General features: G+C 73.8%; 10 protein-coding genes. 4 read left to right on the top strand and 6 right to left on the bottom strand.

Annotated features, from left to right (window positions below):
- Window positions 1-20: 20 nt before the first annotated feature.
- On the top strand, window positions 21-1,532 hold the full coding sequence (locus F7P10_RS03165) for an aldehyde dehydrogenase family protein (protein WP_368077452.1): 1,512 nt from the start codon (window positions 21-23) through the stop codon (window positions 1,530-1,532).
- Here the strand turns inward: F7P10_RS03165 and F7P10_RS03170 are convergent.
- The 4 genes from F7P10_RS03170 to F7P10_RS03185 form a co-directional block, all read right to left on the bottom strand.
- Window positions 1,426-2,253: an EthD domain-containing protein gene (locus F7P10_RS03170; RefSeq protein WP_176611280.1), complete on the bottom strand. Its 828-nt coding sequence runs from the start codon at window positions 2,251-2,253 to the stop codon at window positions 1,426-1,428. The two genes, F7P10_RS03165 and F7P10_RS03170, sit on opposite strands and share 107 nt — an antisense overlap.
- Complete coding sequence (locus F7P10_RS03175; RefSeq protein ID WP_151007999.1) at window positions 2,250-5,762, bottom strand: indolepyruvate ferredoxin oxidoreductase family protein; 3,513 nt, start codon at window positions 5,760-5,762, stop codon at window positions 2,250-2,252. The genes F7P10_RS03170 and F7P10_RS03175 overlap by 4 nt, the downstream gene beginning before the upstream one ends.
- Entirely contained in the window at window positions 5,759-7,009 is a 1,251-nt protein-coding gene (locus F7P10_RS03180; protein ID WP_151008000.1) for an amidohydrolase family protein, read from the bottom strand. Before F7P10_RS03180 ends, F7P10_RS03175 begins: the two co-directional genes overlap by 4 nt.
- A 68-nt stretch (window positions 7,010-7,077) precedes the next feature.
- Window positions 7,078-8,325, bottom strand: coding sequence for a cytochrome P450 (locus F7P10_RS03185; protein WP_151008001.1), 1,248 nt, complete (start codon window positions 8,323-8,325; stop codon window positions 7,078-7,080).
- 171 nt (window positions 8,326-8,496) lie between these two features.
- Between F7P10_RS03185 and F7P10_RS03190 the strand changes: the two genes are divergently transcribed.
- Complete coding sequence (locus F7P10_RS03190; protein WP_151008002.1) at window positions 8,497-10,008, top strand: aldehyde dehydrogenase; 1,512 nt, start codon at window positions 8,497-8,499, stop codon at window positions 10,006-10,008.
- Between the two features lie 60 nt (window positions 10,009-10,068).
- On the opposite strand, the gene F7P10_RS03195 is transcribed toward F7P10_RS03190, so the two are convergent.
- Window positions 10,069-11,238, bottom strand: a complete 1,170-nt coding sequence (locus tag F7P10_RS03195) for an aromatic ring-hydroxylating dioxygenase subunit alpha (protein ID WP_151008003.1) — start codon at window positions 11,236-11,238, stop codon at window positions 10,069-10,071.
- Between the two features lie 382 nt (window positions 11,239-11,620).
- Here F7P10_RS03195 and F7P10_RS03200 point away from each other — a divergent pair, with 382 nt between their 5' ends.
- A complete protein-coding gene (locus F7P10_RS03200) occupies window positions 11,621-13,105 on the top strand; it encodes a CoA-acylating methylmalonate-semialdehyde dehydrogenase (RefSeq protein ID WP_151008004.1) in 1,485 nt (494 codons plus the stop codon).
- 112 nt (window positions 13,106-13,217) lie between these two features.
- Window positions 13,218-14,390 carry an amidohydrolase family protein gene (locus F7P10_RS03205; RefSeq protein ID WP_151008005.1) on the top strand — a complete coding sequence of 391 codons (1,173 nt, stop codon included), beginning with the start codon at window positions 13,218-13,220 and terminating at the stop codon, window positions 14,388-14,390.
- Between the two features lie 64 nt (window positions 14,391-14,454).
- Here F7P10_RS03205 and F7P10_RS03210 read toward each other — a convergent pair whose 3' ends face one another.
- Window positions 14,455-16,986 carry an ATP-dependent Clp protease ATP-binding subunit gene (locus F7P10_RS03210; RefSeq protein ID WP_151008006.1) on the bottom strand — a complete coding sequence of 844 codons (2,532 nt, stop codon included), beginning with the start codon at window positions 16,984-16,986 and terminating at the stop codon, window positions 14,455-14,457.
- Between the last annotated feature and the right edge of the window lie 86 nt (window positions 16,987-17,072).

Genomic DNA, 17,072 nt, shown 5'->3' on the forward strand with positions numbered 1-17,072 from the left:
CGTTCACTCATCCTGCTACGGTGACGCCCCCGATCGACGCGGGAGGCCGCATGGTGGACGACCGGCTGATGTACCGGCGCGAGTTCTTCGTCGGCGGCGCGTGGACGGCGCCCGCGGGCGGCGAGCGGCTCGGCGTCGTGTCGCCCTCGACCGGGGAGGTCGTCGGCGAGGTCCCGGCCGCGACGGCCGCCGACATCGACTGGGCCGCGGACGCCGCCCACGCCGCGTTCGCGGACGGCGACGGCCCGTGGCCGCGCACGCCCCCCGCCGGACGGGCGGACGTGCTGGCCCGCGCGGCGGCCGTGCTGCGCGAGCGCGAGCGGGAGATCGCCGAGATCACCGTCGAGGAGATCGGCTGCCCGATCGGGCAGGCGCCCAAGGCCCAGACCGGGCTGGTCGCCGCCCTGTTCGACCATTACGCGGACCTCATCCGGGGGTTCGAGTTCGAGCGCGAGGTGACCGCCGGGGACCGGGCGGGCCTGGTGACGAACGAGCCGGTCGGCGTCGTCGCGGCGATCGTCCCGTGGAACGCGCCCGTCACCCTGGCCGCCTGGAAGGTCGCGCCGGCGCTGGCGGCGGGCTGCCCGGTGGTGCTCAAGCCGCCGCCCGAGGCGCCGCTCAGCAACTTCGTCCTGGCGGAGGCGCTCGCCGAGGCGGGCGTCCCCGAGGGCGTGGTCGGCGTGGTGCCGGGAGACCGGGCGGCGGGCGAGCACCTGGTCACGCACCCGGCCACCGGCAAGGTCGCGTTCACCGGATCGACGGCGGCGGGCAAGCGGATCATGAGCCTGTGCGGCGAGCGGGTCACGCGGGTGTCGCTGGAACTCGGCGGGAAGTCCGCGGCGGTCGTCCTCGACGACGCCGACGTGGGAAGCGTCCTGCCGGCGATCGTCGGCGGGGCCATGCACCTGTCGGGGCAGGTGTGCGGCGCCCACACGCGGGTGCTGGTGCCGCGGTCCCGGTACGCCGAGGCCGTGGAGGCGGCGGCGGAGGCCGCGCGGGCCGTGCCGGTCGGCGACCCGCACGATCCCGCCACCCTGGTCGGCCCGCTCGTCGCCGAGCGCCAGCGCGACCGCGTCGAGGGCTACATCGCGCTGGCCGTCGAGGCGGGGGCGCGGATCGCGGCGGGGGGCGGGCGGCCCGCCCACCTGCCGAGGGGCTGGTACGTGGAGCCGACGATCCTCGCGGACGTCGACAACGCGATGCGGGTCGCCCGCGAGGAGATCTTCGGGCCGGTGCTGTGCCTCATCCCCCACGACGGTGACGACGACGCCGTCCGCGTCGCCAACGACTCGCCGTACGGGCTCGCGGGCGGGGTGTGGAGCGGGGACGCGCGGCGGGCGCTGCGGGTGGCGCGCCGCGTCCGCACGGGGAGCGTCTCGATCAACGGGTGCGCCGCACCGTTCCCCAAGGTGCCGTTCGGCGGGTTCAAGGAGTCGGGCCTGGGCCGCGAGCTGGGCCCGGAGGGGCTGCGGAGCTTCCTGGAGCCGCGGAGCATCGGGATCTCCGCGTCGGCTCTCGGGTCGGCCCGATGACCTCCTCCCGGACCGCGAGGAACCACGAGCGGCCGAACAGGTCGTCGCCGCCGCGTCCGGCGCCGGTGGCGCGGAACCACTCGACGCGCGCCCGGAGGCCCGCGAGGTCGTCGAAGTACACCTCGTTCACGGCGTCGTAGGCCCACTCGCCCTCCCCGTCCGGGGAGTCCGGCGTCCGGGGGCGCGGATGGTTCTGGACGTACGCGCACCCCCGCACGGCGTCCGGGACGGCCGTCGCCGCGGACGACCCCGCCGTCCGGACCCGTCCCGCGTGGGCGCGCCAGCGCTCGGCGAACTCCGCCGGGGTGAGGTGCGCGGCGCGCACGGCGAGGGCCATGTGCTTGAACCGCGCGCCGCCGGCCGCCCACCTCCGGTCGAGCCAGTCCGCGCCGCGCAGCGGCGACTCGTCCGCGACGATCACCGGGCTCGCGGCGGACTCGGCGAGCCCGTCGAGCGGCCGGAGCCGCTCGCGGCCGCCGGACGTTCCGAGCCACTCCTCGAACCGGCGGAGGTGACCGGCGTCGGCGAACCACTCGATGCCGACCGCGTCGTACGGCGCGTCCGGGGCGGCGAGCGGGACGGGCGTGCACACCGCGAGGCGGGACGGCCGCGCGCCGGGCGGCGCGTCGAGCGCGGCGGCCACCGCGCCGGGCCAGGCGTCCCGGAAGGCGTCGCGGGGGACGTCCGGCGGCCGGGCGGCGAAGCGCATCCGCTTGATCATGTCCGCGGCTCCGCCGCGGCCGGTTCGGCACGCGGCACGGCCGCGACCTCCGCGCGCCAGGCGGCGACGGCCGCCTCCTTGATCGGGCCGTAGCCCTTGATCGACATGGGCGAGGCGGCGAGCCGCACCAGGGCCGCGTAGTCCGCGGCGGGCCCCGGAACGCCGACGGCGGCGTCGATCAGCCGCTCGTACTCCCCGATGACCGCGCGTTCGGTGCGCCTGTCGCGATGCAGGGCGAAGACGTCGAACGGAGTTCCCCGCAGCCGCCGCATGCCGCGCAGTACACGGAACGCCGCCGCGTACGGCCGTCCCATCGGCAGCTTCCGGTTCAGGCCCAGGCTGCGGAGGACGGGCGGATGCAAGTGGTACGTCACCGCGTACCGCCCCTCGATGCCGAGGTCGCGGGCGATCCGGTCGTAGTCGGCCCGGAGGTGGAGCCGGGCCACCTCGTACTCGTCCTTGTAGGTGAGGAGCTTGAACCAGGACTCGGCGACGGTCCGGGTCAGCTCCCAGCCGTGGCCGGCGCCGTCCCGCGCCGCGGCGCGCTCGACCAGGTCGAGGAACCGCCGGGCGAGGGCGGCGCTCTGGTAGTCGACGACCTGTGCCGTGCGCCGGACGAGGAGGTCGTGCAGCGCGGCGGGCAGGCTGCGGCCCGCGTGCAGCCGGGCGGCCGCCGCGGCGGCCGCGGGCGTCGGCTCGAACACGCCGCTCGTCCCCCGGCCGCGCTCCGCGCCGGCCAGCGCCGCCTCGACGGCGGCGGGGTCGTGCGCCGCCCAGCGGCCCCACCCGAACGCCTCGCGGTTCGCCTCCCCCGCCAGGGCCGCCTCGAGCCCGGCCCGGGGCAGCGGCAGGCCGCCGAGCTGGTACGCCGCGCCGAGCAGGACGATGTTCGCGAGGAGATGGTCGGCGAAGACGGCCTCGGCGATGCGCCCGGCGTCGACGAACGCGGCGCGGCCGGGACCGGCCCGCTCCGCGATCGCCCGTTCCAGGTCGGCGGTCCCGGGCGGCGCGGCGTCGCTCTGCAGCATCGCGGCCGTGGGGGTGACGCGCCGGTCGACGACGGCGATCGTGCGGCCGGGCCTGATCTTCGCGAGATGGTGCGCGGCGGCGGCCTGGAGGATGTCGCCGGACAGGTACAGGTCGGCGCCGCCCGCGGTGACGGCCGCCGAACCGGGCGCCGTCCCGTCCTCCGCCAGGTGCAGGTGCGACACGACCGCGCCGGCCTTCTGGGAGAGGCCGGTCTGGTCCATCCCGCTGATCCGCAGGCCCGCGCTCTCGGCGGCGGACGCGATGACGCGGTTCGCGGTGATGACGCCGGTGCCGCCGATGCCCGTGAAGTAGACGCCGTACCGCCGGTCCACCTCGGGGACGCGCGGATCCGGCGGCGATCCCGGCGGGAGGGCCGGGCGCCCGGCACCCCGGCGGGCCTCGCGCGCGGCCGCGCGGCGGCGGCCCCGGCGCCGCGGCGTGATCGTCACGAACGACGGGCAGTCGCCTTCGAGGCAGGTGTAGTCGCGGTTGCAGGACGGGTCGTGGATCTGCCGCTTCTCGCCGAACTCGGTCTCGCGGGGCAGCACCGACAGGCAGTTGCTCTTGGCTCCGCAGTCGCCGCAGCCCTCGCAGACGGCCTCGTTGATGACGACGCGGCGCGGCGGCTCGGGCAGCAGCCCGCGCTTGCGCAGCCGCCGCGCCTCCGCCGCGCAGCGCTGGTCGTAGACGATGACGGTCACGCCGGGGACGTGCCGCAACTCCTCCTGCACCTCCGGCAGCCGGTCGCGGCCGTGCACCTCGACGCCGGGGGCCCAGCGCGCGCGGCGCCCGTAGCGCTTCGGGTCCTCGGCGCACACCACGATCTTCCGGACGCCCTCGGCGTGCAGCGCCCGCGTCATCGCGGGCACGTCCATCAGGCCCGTGACGTCCTGCCCGCCGGTCATCGCGACGGCCGCGTTGTAGAGGATCTTGAACGTGATGTCGACGCCCGCGGCGACGCTCGCGCGGACGGCGAGGGTGCCGGAGTGGCTGAGCGTGCCGTCGCCGATGTTCTGGATGACGTGCGGTTCCGCGACGAACGGCGCGAGGCCCGTCCACGGGACCCCCTCGGCGCCCATCGGGGTCGGCGGGAGGCTGCGCAGGTCCCGGTTGCGCGCCTCGAAGTACATGATCCCGTGGCAGCCGACGCCCCCGCCGACCAGCGCGCCGTCCGGGACGACCGTCGAGCGGTTGTGCGGGCAGCCGCTGCAGTAGCCCGGCGCGCGGGACGGCGGCTGTACGAGCGGGAGCGTCCGCCGTCGACCGTTCCCCTGCTCGCGCGCACCGAGTCCGGGCAGGAGGCGGGTGAGGACGGACGCGACCGCGCCCGCGTCGAGCTCGCCGGACGACGGGACGAGCGTCCGCCCGGCGCCGTCGCGCTTGCCGAGCACCCGGACGGGCGCCCCCGTCTCGTGCAGGACGGCGCGCAGCCGGGTCTCCACGAACGGGCGCTTCTCCTCGATCACCACCAGCTCGTCGACGGACGCGGCGAACTCCGCGACCGTCTCCTCGACCAGCGGGAACGTCATCGCGAGCTTCAGGATCCGCACGCCCGCGCCCGCGAGGCCGTCCTCGATGCCGCCCTTGCTGCCGCCCTCGACGCCGTCCGCGCCGATCCCGAGATCGGCGAACGCCTGGAGGACGTCGAAGTAGGTCTTGCCCGCGCACACCACCCCGAGGCGCGCCCCGGGCGGCGCGCCGACGGCGCGGTCGAGCCCGTTGTGCCGGGCGTACGCCCGCGCGGCGTGGAGCCGGTGCTCCACCACCAGCGCCTCCTGCCCCGGCACGGCGTGCGGGCCGATCGTGGCGAGCGGCTCGTGCCGCCACGGCCGCCCGTCGATGACGACGTCCACGGGGTCGCGCGGCGCGTGCCGGGCCGGGTCGAGGTCCACGGTGCCGACGCCGTCGGCGACCGCCGTGACGATCTTCATCCCGGCCCACGCCCCCGAGTACCGGGAGAGCCGGAACGCGTGCACGCCGAGGTCGAGCACGTCCTGCTGGTCGCCGGGGACCAGCACGGGCACGCACGCGTCCTCGAAGGCGAGGTGGCTGTCGCAGGCCAGGGTGGACGACTTGGCGGCGGGGTCGTCGCCGCAGAACATGACGACGCCGCCGTTGGGGCCCGCGCCCATCGCGTTCGCGTGCTTCAGGGCGTCCCCGCAGCGGTCGAGGCCCGGCCCCTTCCCGTACCAGGCGCCCGCGACGCCGTCGACGCCGTCGTAGTCGATGACCGCGCCCATCTGGCTGCCCCAGACGGTCGCGGCGGCGAGCTCCTCGTTGAGGCCGGGCCGGTGGACGACGCGGTGCGCGGCGAGGACGTCCGCCATGCGGTCCATGCTCAGGTCGAAGCCCCCGAGCGGGGAACCCGGATAGCCGGACACCATCGTGGCGGTGTCCAGTCCGTCCCGCTCGTCCAGTTCGCGGCGGAGGACGAGCAGGCGCACCAGCGCGTCGACCCCGGACAGCGTCGCGGCCGTCAAGAAAGGACCCCCGGGTTGACGTAGGCGAACTCGCCGCCCTTCATGACGGCCCGCCGCAGCTCGGGGCGCTGCAGGACCGTCACGTCCGTGGCCGGGTCCCCGTCGACGACCAGCAGGTCGGCGAGGTACCCGGCGCGGACCTGCCCGATGTCGAGCCGCGCGGCCGGGCCCATGTTGCGGGTGGCGGTGCAGATCGCCTCGACCGGCGTCATGCCCGCCAGCTCGACGTAGCGCTGCAGCTCGGCGGCGTAGGTGCCGTGGCGGGTCCACTGGTGGCCGAAGTCGCCGCCCGACAGGATCGGGACGCCCGCCGCCCGCAGCATCGCCATGCCCTCGATCTGGGACCGCAGTTCCAGCGGGTAGCCGGACGCCTCGATCCGCTCGGGCGTCATCCCCCACGGTTCGGCGTGCCCGTTCACCATCGCGTACAGGTAGTGGAGCCCGGGGCACACCCAGACGTCGCCGCGCCGCGCCTCGAGCGCCTTGACGGCCGCGCCGTCCAGGAAGCACGCGTGGTGGACGATCCGGACGCCGGTGCGCGCCGCCATCGCGACGCTCGCCGAGCCGCGCGCGTGGACCGTGATGAACGCGCCGTGCCGGTCGGCCTCCGCGACGGCGGCCTCCAGCATCTCGTCGTTCATGTACACGTCCTCGGACGGGTGCTCGGGGACGACGCCGTCGCCGGAGATGAACAGTTTGAGCGCCCGCGCGCCCATGTCGCACTGGCGGGCGACGATGTCGCGCAGCTCGGCGGCGTTCCCGGCGACCTCCATCAGCTCGCCGTCCGCGCCGAGCCCGCCGACCTCCGCGACCATGGGGCCGCTGGGGACGATCCGGGGCCCGGGGATGAGCCCCCGGTCGATCGCGTCCTTGGCGAGCAGGTCGTCCTGCGGCTGGGTGACGCCGGCGCCGATGATGCACGTGTAGCCGCTCTCCAGGAACGTCCGCACGACGGCGGCGACGTCGAGCATGTGGCGTCCGGGCGGGGTCGCGGCGATGCCGGCGTGGTCGAACACGAAGTCCAGCGGCCAGCTCGTGTGCACGTGCGCGTCGCCGAGGCCGGGCAGGACGGTCGCCCCGGCCAGATCGACGGTCCGCACGGCGGCGGGGTCGGCGTCCAGGCCGCCCGGCGCGACCGCGGCGATCCGGTCGCCCTCGATCAGGACGTCGGCGGCGGCGGGCCGCTCGTCCGGTGCGCCGGAGCAGGTGAGCACGCGTGCGTTCGTCAGGAGCGTCCGGTCGGCCATCTGCGACCTCCCTGATGGAGCGGTTGCGGGGGCGGCGAGGGTTGCTGGGGTTCGGGGCTGCGGGGGGATCAGGTCGGGGCGGGGCCGAGGCGCGGGCCGGGCCGGAACGTGATCGGCAGGTCGAGCGGAGAGCGGGTCATGCCGCGGTGGTAGTGCAGCTCCGCGCCGGGCCGCAGCTCCAGGTCGTCCAGCCTGCGCAGCAGCTCCTCCAGCGCGACACGCAGGTTGAGCCGGGCGAGGTTGGATCCGGCGCAGCGGTGCGGGCCCGCGCCGAAGCTGAGGTGCCGGTTGCGTTCCCGGCCGGGGTCGAAGGCGTCGGGGTCGGTGAACTCGGCGCCGTCCCGGTTGGCCGACGCCCAGTGCACGAGGATCTTGTCGCCCCGCTTGAGCGGACGGCCGCCGAGCTCGGTGTCGCGCATCACCGTGCGCCCGACGGAGACGAACGGCGGCTCGAGCCGCAGCAGCTCCTGCACGGCCGCCGGGATCAGCTCGGGGCTGCGGCGCAGCAGCGCGGGGATCTCCGGCTCGGCGCAGAACCGGGCGACCATCAGCCCGAGCGCGCCCGCGGTGGTCTCCAGGCCGCCGAGGATCAGCAACTGCACGGTCCCGATGATCTCGTCCTCGGTGATCGGGCGGCCGTCGATCTCCGCGGCGAGCACGGCGTCCACGACGTCGCCGCGCGGCGGCTCCGCGCGCCGCCGGGCGACGAACTCCTTGATCCACGCGTACAGGCCGAGCCAGCAGTCGCGCGCCTCGGGGTCGTCGGGGACGGACGACTTGGAGGCGAGGCGGGCGACCTCGTCCAGGTCCTCGGGCGGCGCGTTCAGCGCGAGCTCGAAGAACGCCAGGCTGGGCAGCGGACGGGCGAACGCGTCCATGAACTCGCAAGCGCCGTCCTCGACGAAGGCGTCGATGAGCCGGGTCACCAGGTCGCGGGTCGGCGCCTCCCACGGCGCGACGGCGGCGGGCGTGAAGAAGGGGTTGATGAGGCGCTTGTAGATCCGCTGCTCGGGCGGGTCGGCCTGCACCGGGAGGTTGCGGATGACGGTCGGCGCCGGGGACACGCCCAGCCCGTGCGCGGAGCTGTAGACCGCCCAGTCCTGGGCGACGTCGAGGACGTCCTCGTAGCGCGTCGCCACCCAGAAGCCGCCGTGCTCCTCGCTGCGGGCGACGGGGCACAGCTCGCGCATGCGCGCCATCGTCTCCGGCATGGTGTCGGCGAGGTCGGGCGACAGGTGGTCGAAGCGCCGCGTGCACCATTCGTCGGGCAGCGGGCCGGATCCTCCCGCGCCCGACATCTGCGTGGTCTCGTCCATGCTCTCCCCTGCCTGGTCGGGCGGGCCCCGCACGGGCCACCGCCCTGGGCACCCGCACAGCAATGTAACAAGGTGAGCGGTCACTTTCTAGACTCTGGACCGCCAACAAAAGAGTGAACGCTCTTTTATTTATCGGGCGGTCTGTCTACAGTTCGGGGCATGGAGGTCCCCATGTCGCCTTCCGCGCCGCCCGGCCGCGGCCCGGCCGCTCCGGCCCTGCCCTTCCTCGACGGCCCGCCCAAGAACCTGCTGATCGGCGGCCGGTGGACCGCCGCGGCGTCCGGCGCGACCTTCCCGAGCGTCGACCCGTCCACCGGCGAGGTGATCGCCGAGCTGGCCGAGGCGGGGCCGGCGGACGCCGACCGCGCCGTCGCCGCCGCACGCGCGGCGTTCGAGGGCCCGTGGCGGCGGCTGAAGCCGCGCGACCGGCAGGATGTGCTGTGGCGGTTCGCGGACGCCGTCCAGGAGCACTACGAGGAACTCCGGCTCCTGGAGGTCCTCGACATGGGCTCGCCGATCGGGCGGCGCCGCTCCCGCCCCGCACCCGCCTGGGAGGCGGAGGTACTGCGCTACTTCGCCGGGTGGGCCACCAAGATCCACGGCGAGACGATCCCGAACTCCGTCCCGGGCTCGGTCCTGAGCTACACGGTCCGCGAGCCGGTCGGGGTGGTCGCCGCGATCGTCCCGTGGAACCGGCCGATCAGCAACGCGATCTGGAAGATCGCGCCCGTGCTCGCCACCGGCTGCACGATGGTGCTCAAACCCGCCGAGGAGGCGAGCCTCGTCGCCGTCCGGCTCGGCGAGCTGCTCACCGAGCTCGGGCTGCCGGACGGCGTCGTCAACGTCGTGACGGGCGGCGCCGGGGCGGGCGCGGCCCTCGCCGAGCACCGCGACGTCGACAAGGTGGCCTTCACCGGCTCCACCGAGACCGGGCGCCGCATCGTGCGGGCGTCCGCCGGGAACCTCAAGCGGCTGTCTCTCGAACTCGGCGGCAAGTCGCCCGACGTCGTGTTCGCCGACGCCGACCTGTCCCGCGCGATCCCCGGCGCGGCGATGAGCGTGTTCTCGAACTCGGGGCAGATCTGCTGCGCCGGGACCCGCGTCTACGTCGAGCGGCCGATCTACGACGAGTTCGTCGAGGGCGCGGCCGAGTTCGCGAACGGGCTGAAGGTCGGCGCGGGGCTGGACCCGGAGACCAGGATCGGGCCGCTGGTGTCGGCCGAGCAGCTGCGCCGCGTCACCGGCTACCTCGAGACCGGACGCGCGGAGGGCGCCCGCGTCGCCGCGGGCGGCCGGCGCGTCGAGGACGGCGAGCTGGCCAAGGGGTTCTTCGTCGCGCCCACCGTGCTCGCGGACGTCCGGGACGACATGCGGGTCGCGCGCGAGGAGATCTTCGGCCCCGTGGCGTCCGTGCTGCCGTTCGACTCCCCCGAGGAGGTCGCGGCCCGGTCGAACGACACGTCCTTCGGCCTCGCGGGCGGCATCTGGACGCGGGACGTGGGCAAGGCGCACCGGCTCGCGGGCGAGATGCGCGCCGGGACCGTGTGGGTCAACACCGCCCTGCTGTTCGACCCGGCCGTGCCCTTCGGCGGCTACAAGGAAAGCGGCTACGGCCGGGAGATGGGCCCGCACTCGCTAGACGAGTACCTGCACGTCAAGTCCGTGTGGATCGACACCAACTGATCCGACACCGACTGATTCGACACCGACTGATCCGACACCGGCTGCCCCCTTCCGGGTCGGTCACCGGGCGGGGCCGTGTTCGCGGGCCGCCGCGAGCGCGTCGGCGAACCCCCGGTGCAGGTGCTGGGGCGCCGGTTCGTTCCGCCCGAACACCACGGTGCCGAGCAGTCCCGTGCGGACGCCCGGCTCGGTCCGCCCGGCGACCCAGAAGTCCTCGCCGTCCACCACCGTGTCGCAGATCCACGGCGCCATCTCCGTGACCTTCGCCTGCTCCTCCGCGCTGAGACCGGGACGCAGGTAGGCGGTGTGCACGACCTCCGACGTGCGGGCGTCGACCGGCAGGATCTGCCACAACTCGATGTGGCGGCTGTCGAAGGTCAGGCTGGTGTTGGGGAACAGCTGGTACTGGTAGCTGAAGTGCCGGGTGACGTCGCCCCACTCGTCCTCCGGGCGGCCGAGCAGCTCGTCGATCGACCGGAGCGCCGAGCAGTTGCGCAGGTGGGGCCCGAAGGCGTCGAAGGTGAGCACGCCGCCGTGCGCGTACGAGGCGAGCGTCCGCCGGTGCAGGTAGTTGAAGTGGTAGTTCTCCCGGAAGGTGTCGAGCGTGACCTTCCAGTTGGCGCCGACGCGGTGGACGTGCGGTTCGCCGTGCGGCGCCCAGTCCGCGAAGTCGAGCATGCCGAGTTCGTCGGCGAGCCCGGGGCCGAGGTAGTCGTCGATGTCGACGGCGGGCCCCGGCCGGAGGCGTCCGACGATGAGGCCGCGCCCCTCGGCGACCGGCAGTTCCACCAGGCCCTTGCTCTCCTTGCACATCCCCGCGAAGGCGTCGTCGACGGGGACGCGGACGAGCCGTCCGGACAGCTCGTAGGTCCACGCGTGGAACGGGCAGGTGAACTTGCGCGCCTCCCCCGCCCCGTCGGCGACCCGCACGCCCCGGTGGCGGCAGGCGTTGGCGAGGGCGCGGACGCGGCCGCCGGCATCCCGGGTCAGCAGCAGGGGCGTCCCGCACAGGTCGACGGTGCGGAACGTCCCCGGTCCCGGGAGCGCGCCGGACAGGCACAGGACGAGCGGCCGGTCGCGGAACAGGACCTCGAGCTCCTCCTCCTGGTGCGCGTCCGAGTAGACGTCCGTCGGCAGTTCCATCACGTCGTCGGCGAGGTCGGTGGTCCGGCTCCCGATGTGGTCCAGCAACCGGCGTGCGATCTCGCGCTCCAGGGCTTCCCTGTCCACGATCGTCCTCCTCATCGGCCGAGGCGCGCGGCCGTGGATCGAGGATGAGTGCGCGCCTCGCTCCGCGGGGAGGTGATCGGCATCACACACCCCACTCTCCATCGAAGCTTAGACAGTAATCACTCACTCCGCAACGCCGAGACACACCCCTCAGTCGAGCGCCGCACCCGAGTCCGTCGCCTCCCGCACGGACCTCTCACGCGCCGATCCCACGGGAGACCCACTCGGACCGCCCCGAACAACTCGCACGGACTCCGGCTCCGGGGGCATGGCCGCTCCAACCCGCTTAGCGAGTGAATGCTTGCTCATTTAGGTTCGAGAGTCGTAATGTCGGTGGCGTGCCCGAGCCCGACCCGGACCGAGACGAAGGCGAGACCTGACAATGAGGCGGATTGCGCACTGGGTCGGCGGAAAGTCCGTGCCCGGGACCTCCGGCCGCTCCGGCCCCGTCTGGAACCCCGCGACCGGCGAGCGGCAGGCGTCGGTGGATCTCGCCTCCGCGGCCGAGGTCGACCACGCGGTCGACGTCGCGCGGGCGGCCTTCCCCGACTGGCGCGCGACGAGCCTCTCGGCGCGGGCCGAGGTGATGTTCCGGTTCCGCGAGGTCCTCGCGGCGAACCGCGAGGACCTGGCCTTCCTGGTGTCGGCCGAGCACGGCAAGGTGCTGACGGACGCGCTCGGCGAGGTGGCCCGCGGCCTGGAGAACGTCGAGTTCGCGTGCGGCGTCCCGCACCTGCTGAAGGGCGGGTACAGCGAGCAGGCCGCCCCCGGCCTCGACGTGCACAGCGTCCGGCAGCCGCTCGGCGTCGTCGCGGGCGTCACCCCGTTCAACTTCCCGGCGATGGTCCCGCTGTGGATGATCGCCAACGCGCTGGCGTGCGGGAACACCTTCGTCCTGAAGCCCAGCGAGCGCGATCCGTCGGCCCCGATGTTCCTGGCGGAGCTGCTGCGGGAGGCCGGGCTGCCGGACGGCTGCTTCAACGTCGTCAACGGCGACGCCGGGGCCGTCGACCGGCTCCTCGAGCACCCGGACGTGGCCGCGGTGAGCTTCGTCGGGTCCACGGCGGTCGCCGAGCACGTCCACGAGACCGGCACGCGCAACGGCAAGCGGGTCCAGGCGCTCGGCGGGGCGAAGAACCACATGCTGGTGATGCCCGACGCCGACCTCGACGTGGCCGCCGACGCCGCGGTCGGCGCCGCCTACGGCTCGGCCGGCGAGCGGTGCATGGCGATCAGCGTGCTGCTGGTGTACGAGTCGGTGGCCGACGACCTCATCGCCCGGATCCGCGCGCGGATCCCGCGGATCCGGATGGGCCCGGCCGCCGAGCACGAGAGCGAGATGGGCCCGCTCATCACGGCCGAGCACCGCGACCGGGTGGCCGGTCATCTGGCGGACGCGTCCGCCGAGGGCGCCACCGTGCTGGTGGACGGGCGCGAGGACGTCCCGGCGGGCGGCTTCTTCCTCGGGCCGAGTCTGATCGACGGCGTCCGGCCCGGCATGCGCTGCTACGACGAGGAGATCTTCGGCCCGGTGCTGGCCGTCACGCGGATCGGCGGCTACGAGGAGGGCCTGCGGCTGATCAACGAGAACCGGTACGGCAACGGCACGGCGATCTTCACCCGTGACGGCGGGGCGGCGCGGCGCTTCGAGTTCGAAGTGGACGCCGGGATGGTCGGGGTCAACGTGCCCGTCCCGACGCCGGTCGGCTACTACAGCTTCGGCGGCTGGAAGGCCAGCCTGTTCGGCGACCGGCACATGTACGGCCCCGAGGGCGTCGACTTCTACACCAGGTCGAAGGTCGTCACCGCCCGGTGGCCCGATCCCGCCTCGTCCGCGATCGATCTGGGCTTCCCGCAGACCCGCTGAGCGACCGTCCAGGACTAACTTAGTGAATGCTTGCTTTCGCGACGGAGGCGGCATAGATTCCAGGAAACGCGGCCCGGCCGGGACCGGGGCGAACGCGGAGAAATGAGGGCAGATGGTGAAGCTGGCCGACGAGGTGCGGGTCATCGACGCGGACACGCATCTCACCGAACGTCATGACATCTTCACGACGCGCGCGCCGAAGGGGTACGAGGAACGTCTCCCCCGCGTCGTGGACGTCGACGGGCAGCCCTTCTGGGTCGTGGAGGACGGCAGGAAGATCGGCCCCGCCCGCGGCGGCGGCGTGGTCAACCGGGACGGCGACAAGTTCCCCTTCGAGGAGAGCAAGAACAACGGCATCGACTGGGTGCACCGCGCCGCCTGGGACCACGAGGCCCGCCTGGAGTACATGGACCAGAACGGCTTCCACGCGCAGGTGCTCTACCCGAACGCCCTGGGCATCGGCGGGCAGGGCATCTCCAACAACGTCCAGGACCCGGTGCTGCGGCGGCTGACCGTCGAGATCTTCAACGACTACCTGGCCGAACTGCAGGACGTGTCGGGCGAGCGGCTGCTGCCGATGGCGATCATGCCCGCGTGGAGCGTCGACGAGTGCGTCCGGGAGGCGAAGCGCGCGGCGGCGGCGGGCTTCCGGGGCGTGAACATGACCTCGGACCCGCAGGAGACCGGCGCCCCGGACCTCGCCCACCGCGACTGGGACGCGCTGTGGGAGGTCTGCGCGGACCTCCACCTGCCCGTGCACTTCCACATCGGGGCGAGCCTCACGTCCCTCAACTTCTACGGGAAGTACTTCTGGCCGTCCCTGCACCAGAACCTCAAGCCCGCCGTCGGCGGGGGGATGCTGTTCCTGAACAACGCCCGGGTCGTGATCAACAGCATCTACGCCGGGATCTTCGACCGCCATCCGGGGCTGAAGATGGTCTCGGTGGAGAGCGGAATGGGCTGGATCCCGTTCATGATGGAGACCGCCGACTACGAGATCCTGGAGAACGCGCCGCAGCAGGCCGCCGAACTGTCCCGCAAGCCGTCCGAGTACTTCAAGGACCACTGGTACGCGACGTTCTGGTTCGAGGAGAACGGCGGCGACCTCCAGTACATGATCGACCGCGTCGGCGAGGACAACGTCATGTTCGAGACCGACTTCCCGCACCCCACCTGCCTCTACCCGGACCCGCTCACGGCGGTCGAGGAGCGGATGACGGCGCTGCGGCCCGAGACGCGCCGCAAGGTGCTCGGGGAGACCGCGGCGAGGCTCTACCGCGTCTGATCCCGGCGGCGGGACGGGACGCCGCGGCGGGACGGGCGCCTCCCCGCCCCGCCGCGGCCGGGACTTACGGGGCGGACGCCGGTTCGGGCGTGGTGATCTCGAACGCGGGCCCGTCGGACGTCGCGGTGACCTCGACGTGCCGGCCGGGGGCGAGGTCGCCCGACAGCAGGAGGTCGGAGAGCCGGTCGTCGATCTCCCGCTGGATCGTGCGGCGCAGCGGCCGGGCGCCGAACTCGGGCTGGTAGCCGCGCTCGGCGAGCCAGTCGACCGCCTCGGCGCCGAACGAGACGGTGACGTCCTGCGCGCGCAGGCGGCGGCGCGTCTCGTCCAGGAGCAGGTCGGTGATCTGGCGGAGCTGGGCGGGCTCGAGCCGGTGGAAGACGATGATCTCGTCGATCCGGTTGAGGAACTCGGGCCGGAACGCCTCCCGCAGGCGGCGCATGATGCGGTCGCTGAGGGCCGACCCCTCGCCGTCGCCGCCGACCGTGCCGAACCCGATCTCGACCGTGCCGGTGATCAGCTCGGAGCCGAGGTTGCTGGTCATGATCACGACGGTGTTGCGGAAGTCGACGGTGCGTCCCTGCGCGTCGGTGAGGCGGCCGTCGTCCAGGAGCTGGAGCAGGACGTTGAAGACGTCCTGGTGCGCCTTCTCGATCTCGTCGAGGAGGATCACCGAGTAGGGCTGCCGGCGGACGGACTCGGTCAGCTGCCCGGCCTCCTCGTACCCGACGTAGCCGGGCGGCGCCCCCATCAGGCGGCTGACGGTGTGCCGTTCCTGGAACTCGCTCATGTCGAAGCGGATCATCCGGTCGCGGCTGCCGAACAGGGCCTCGGCGAGCGCCTTGGCCAGCTCGGTCTTGCCGACGCCGGTGGGGCCGAGGAACAGGAACCCGCCGATCGGACGGTCGGGGTCGCTCATCCCCGCGCGGGACCGGCGGACGGCGCGCGCGACGGCGGCGACCGCGTCCTCCTGCCCGATGACGTGCTCGTGCAGGTGCTCCTCGAGGCTCGACAGCCGCTCGCGCTCGTCCTGGGTGAGCTGGGTGACCGGCACGCCGGAGATGCGGGAGATCACCTCGGCGATGTCCTCGGCGGTGACCTCCGGGACGGTCTCGTGGCCGTTGCCGGTGCGCACGGCGGCGATGTCGCTCTCCAGGTTCGCGATCTCGTCGCGAAGCTGGGAGGCCTTCTCGTAGTCCTCGTCGAAGACGGCCTGGTCCTTCTCGCGGCGGCGCCGTTCGAGGCGGTCCTCGAGCTCGCGGCGGCCCCCGTCCATCGTGTGGGAGCGCAGCCGGACCCGCGCGCCCGCCTGGTCGATCATGTCGATCGCCTTGTCGGGCAGGAACCGGTCGGTGAGGTAGCGGCTGGACAGGTCGACCGCCGCGACGAGCGCCTCGTCGGTGAACCGCACCTGGTGGTGCGCCTCGTAGCGGTCGCTGAGGCCGCGCAGGATCTCGATGCTGTCGTCGGCGGACGGCTCCGCGATCATGATCGGCTGGAAGCGGCGCTCGAGGGCCGCGTCCTTCTCGATGTTGCGGCGGTACTCGTCGATGGTCGTGGCGCCGACGACGTGCAGCTCGCCGCGGGCCAGGGCGGGCTTGAGCAGGTTCGCGGCGTCCATCGCGCCCTCCGCGCCGCCCGCGCCCACGACGGTGTGGATCTCGTCGATGAAGATCACGAGCTCGTCGGAGTGCTCGCGGATCTCGTCCATGACCTTCTTCAGCCGTTCCTCGAAGTCGCCGCGGTAGCGGGTGCCGGCGACGACGCCGCCGAGGTCGAGCTGGACCAGCCGCTTGCCGCGCAGCGTGTCGGGCACGTCGTCGTCCACGATGCGCTGCGCGAGGCCCTCCGCGATGGCGGTCTTGCCGACGCCGGGGTCGCCGATCAGCACCGGGTTGTTCTTGGTGCGCCGCGACAGCACCTCGACGGTCTGCTCGATCTCCTCGGAGCGGCCGATCACCGGGTCGATGCGGCCCTCGCGGGCGAACTCGGTCAGGTCGCGGCCGTACTCGTCCAGGGTCGGGGTGCCGGTCGGCTGCGGGGGCCCGCCCCCGCCCGGGGGCTGCTGGCCGTGCCCGCCGCCCGCCGCCGCGTTCTGCAGCGCGTCGGGCGTCACGTGCTCGGCGTCCAGGATGCGGCCCGCGTGCGAGTCGCGGTCCAGGGCGAGCGCGAACAGCAGGTGCTCCGGCCCGATGTAGGACGAGCCGAGCGCCCGCGAGATCTGGTGGGAGTCCAGCAGGGCCCGCTTGGCGGACGGCGTCAGCTGCGGCGGGACGTCGCGCGGATCGCCGCGCCGGGCGGTCCCCTCGATCTCGTCCTTGATCTTGTCCGGGTCGGCCCCGGCGCGCACCAGCCAGTGCCGGGTGCCCTGCTGGCGGGTGGCCGCCCACAGCAGATGGTCGGTGTCCAGGTCGAGGCTGCCCCACTGCGCGGCCTGCGCGGCGGCGTCGCGCACCAGCTCGCGCGCGGGTTCGCTCATCAGCCGGGCGATGCTGACCCGTTCCGTCGGACGGCGGTGCGCCCGTGCTCCGAAGAACCGGGCGAGCATCTCCTCGAAGGGGTCCATTCCCCCGGCTCCGTACCAGCCCGCGTTCATTGTCGAAAACCTCCCCCTCGCCCGGCCCGTCCCGGTTCCCGGGCCGGTCGTCGCGATCCTTGAGGGCCTGCCCGTGGGGATGTCCG

The organism is Actinomadura sp. WMMB 499 (assembly GCF_008824145.1).
Classification (GTDB): Bacteria; Actinomycetota; Actinomycetes; order Streptosporangiales; family Streptosporangiaceae; genus Spirillospora.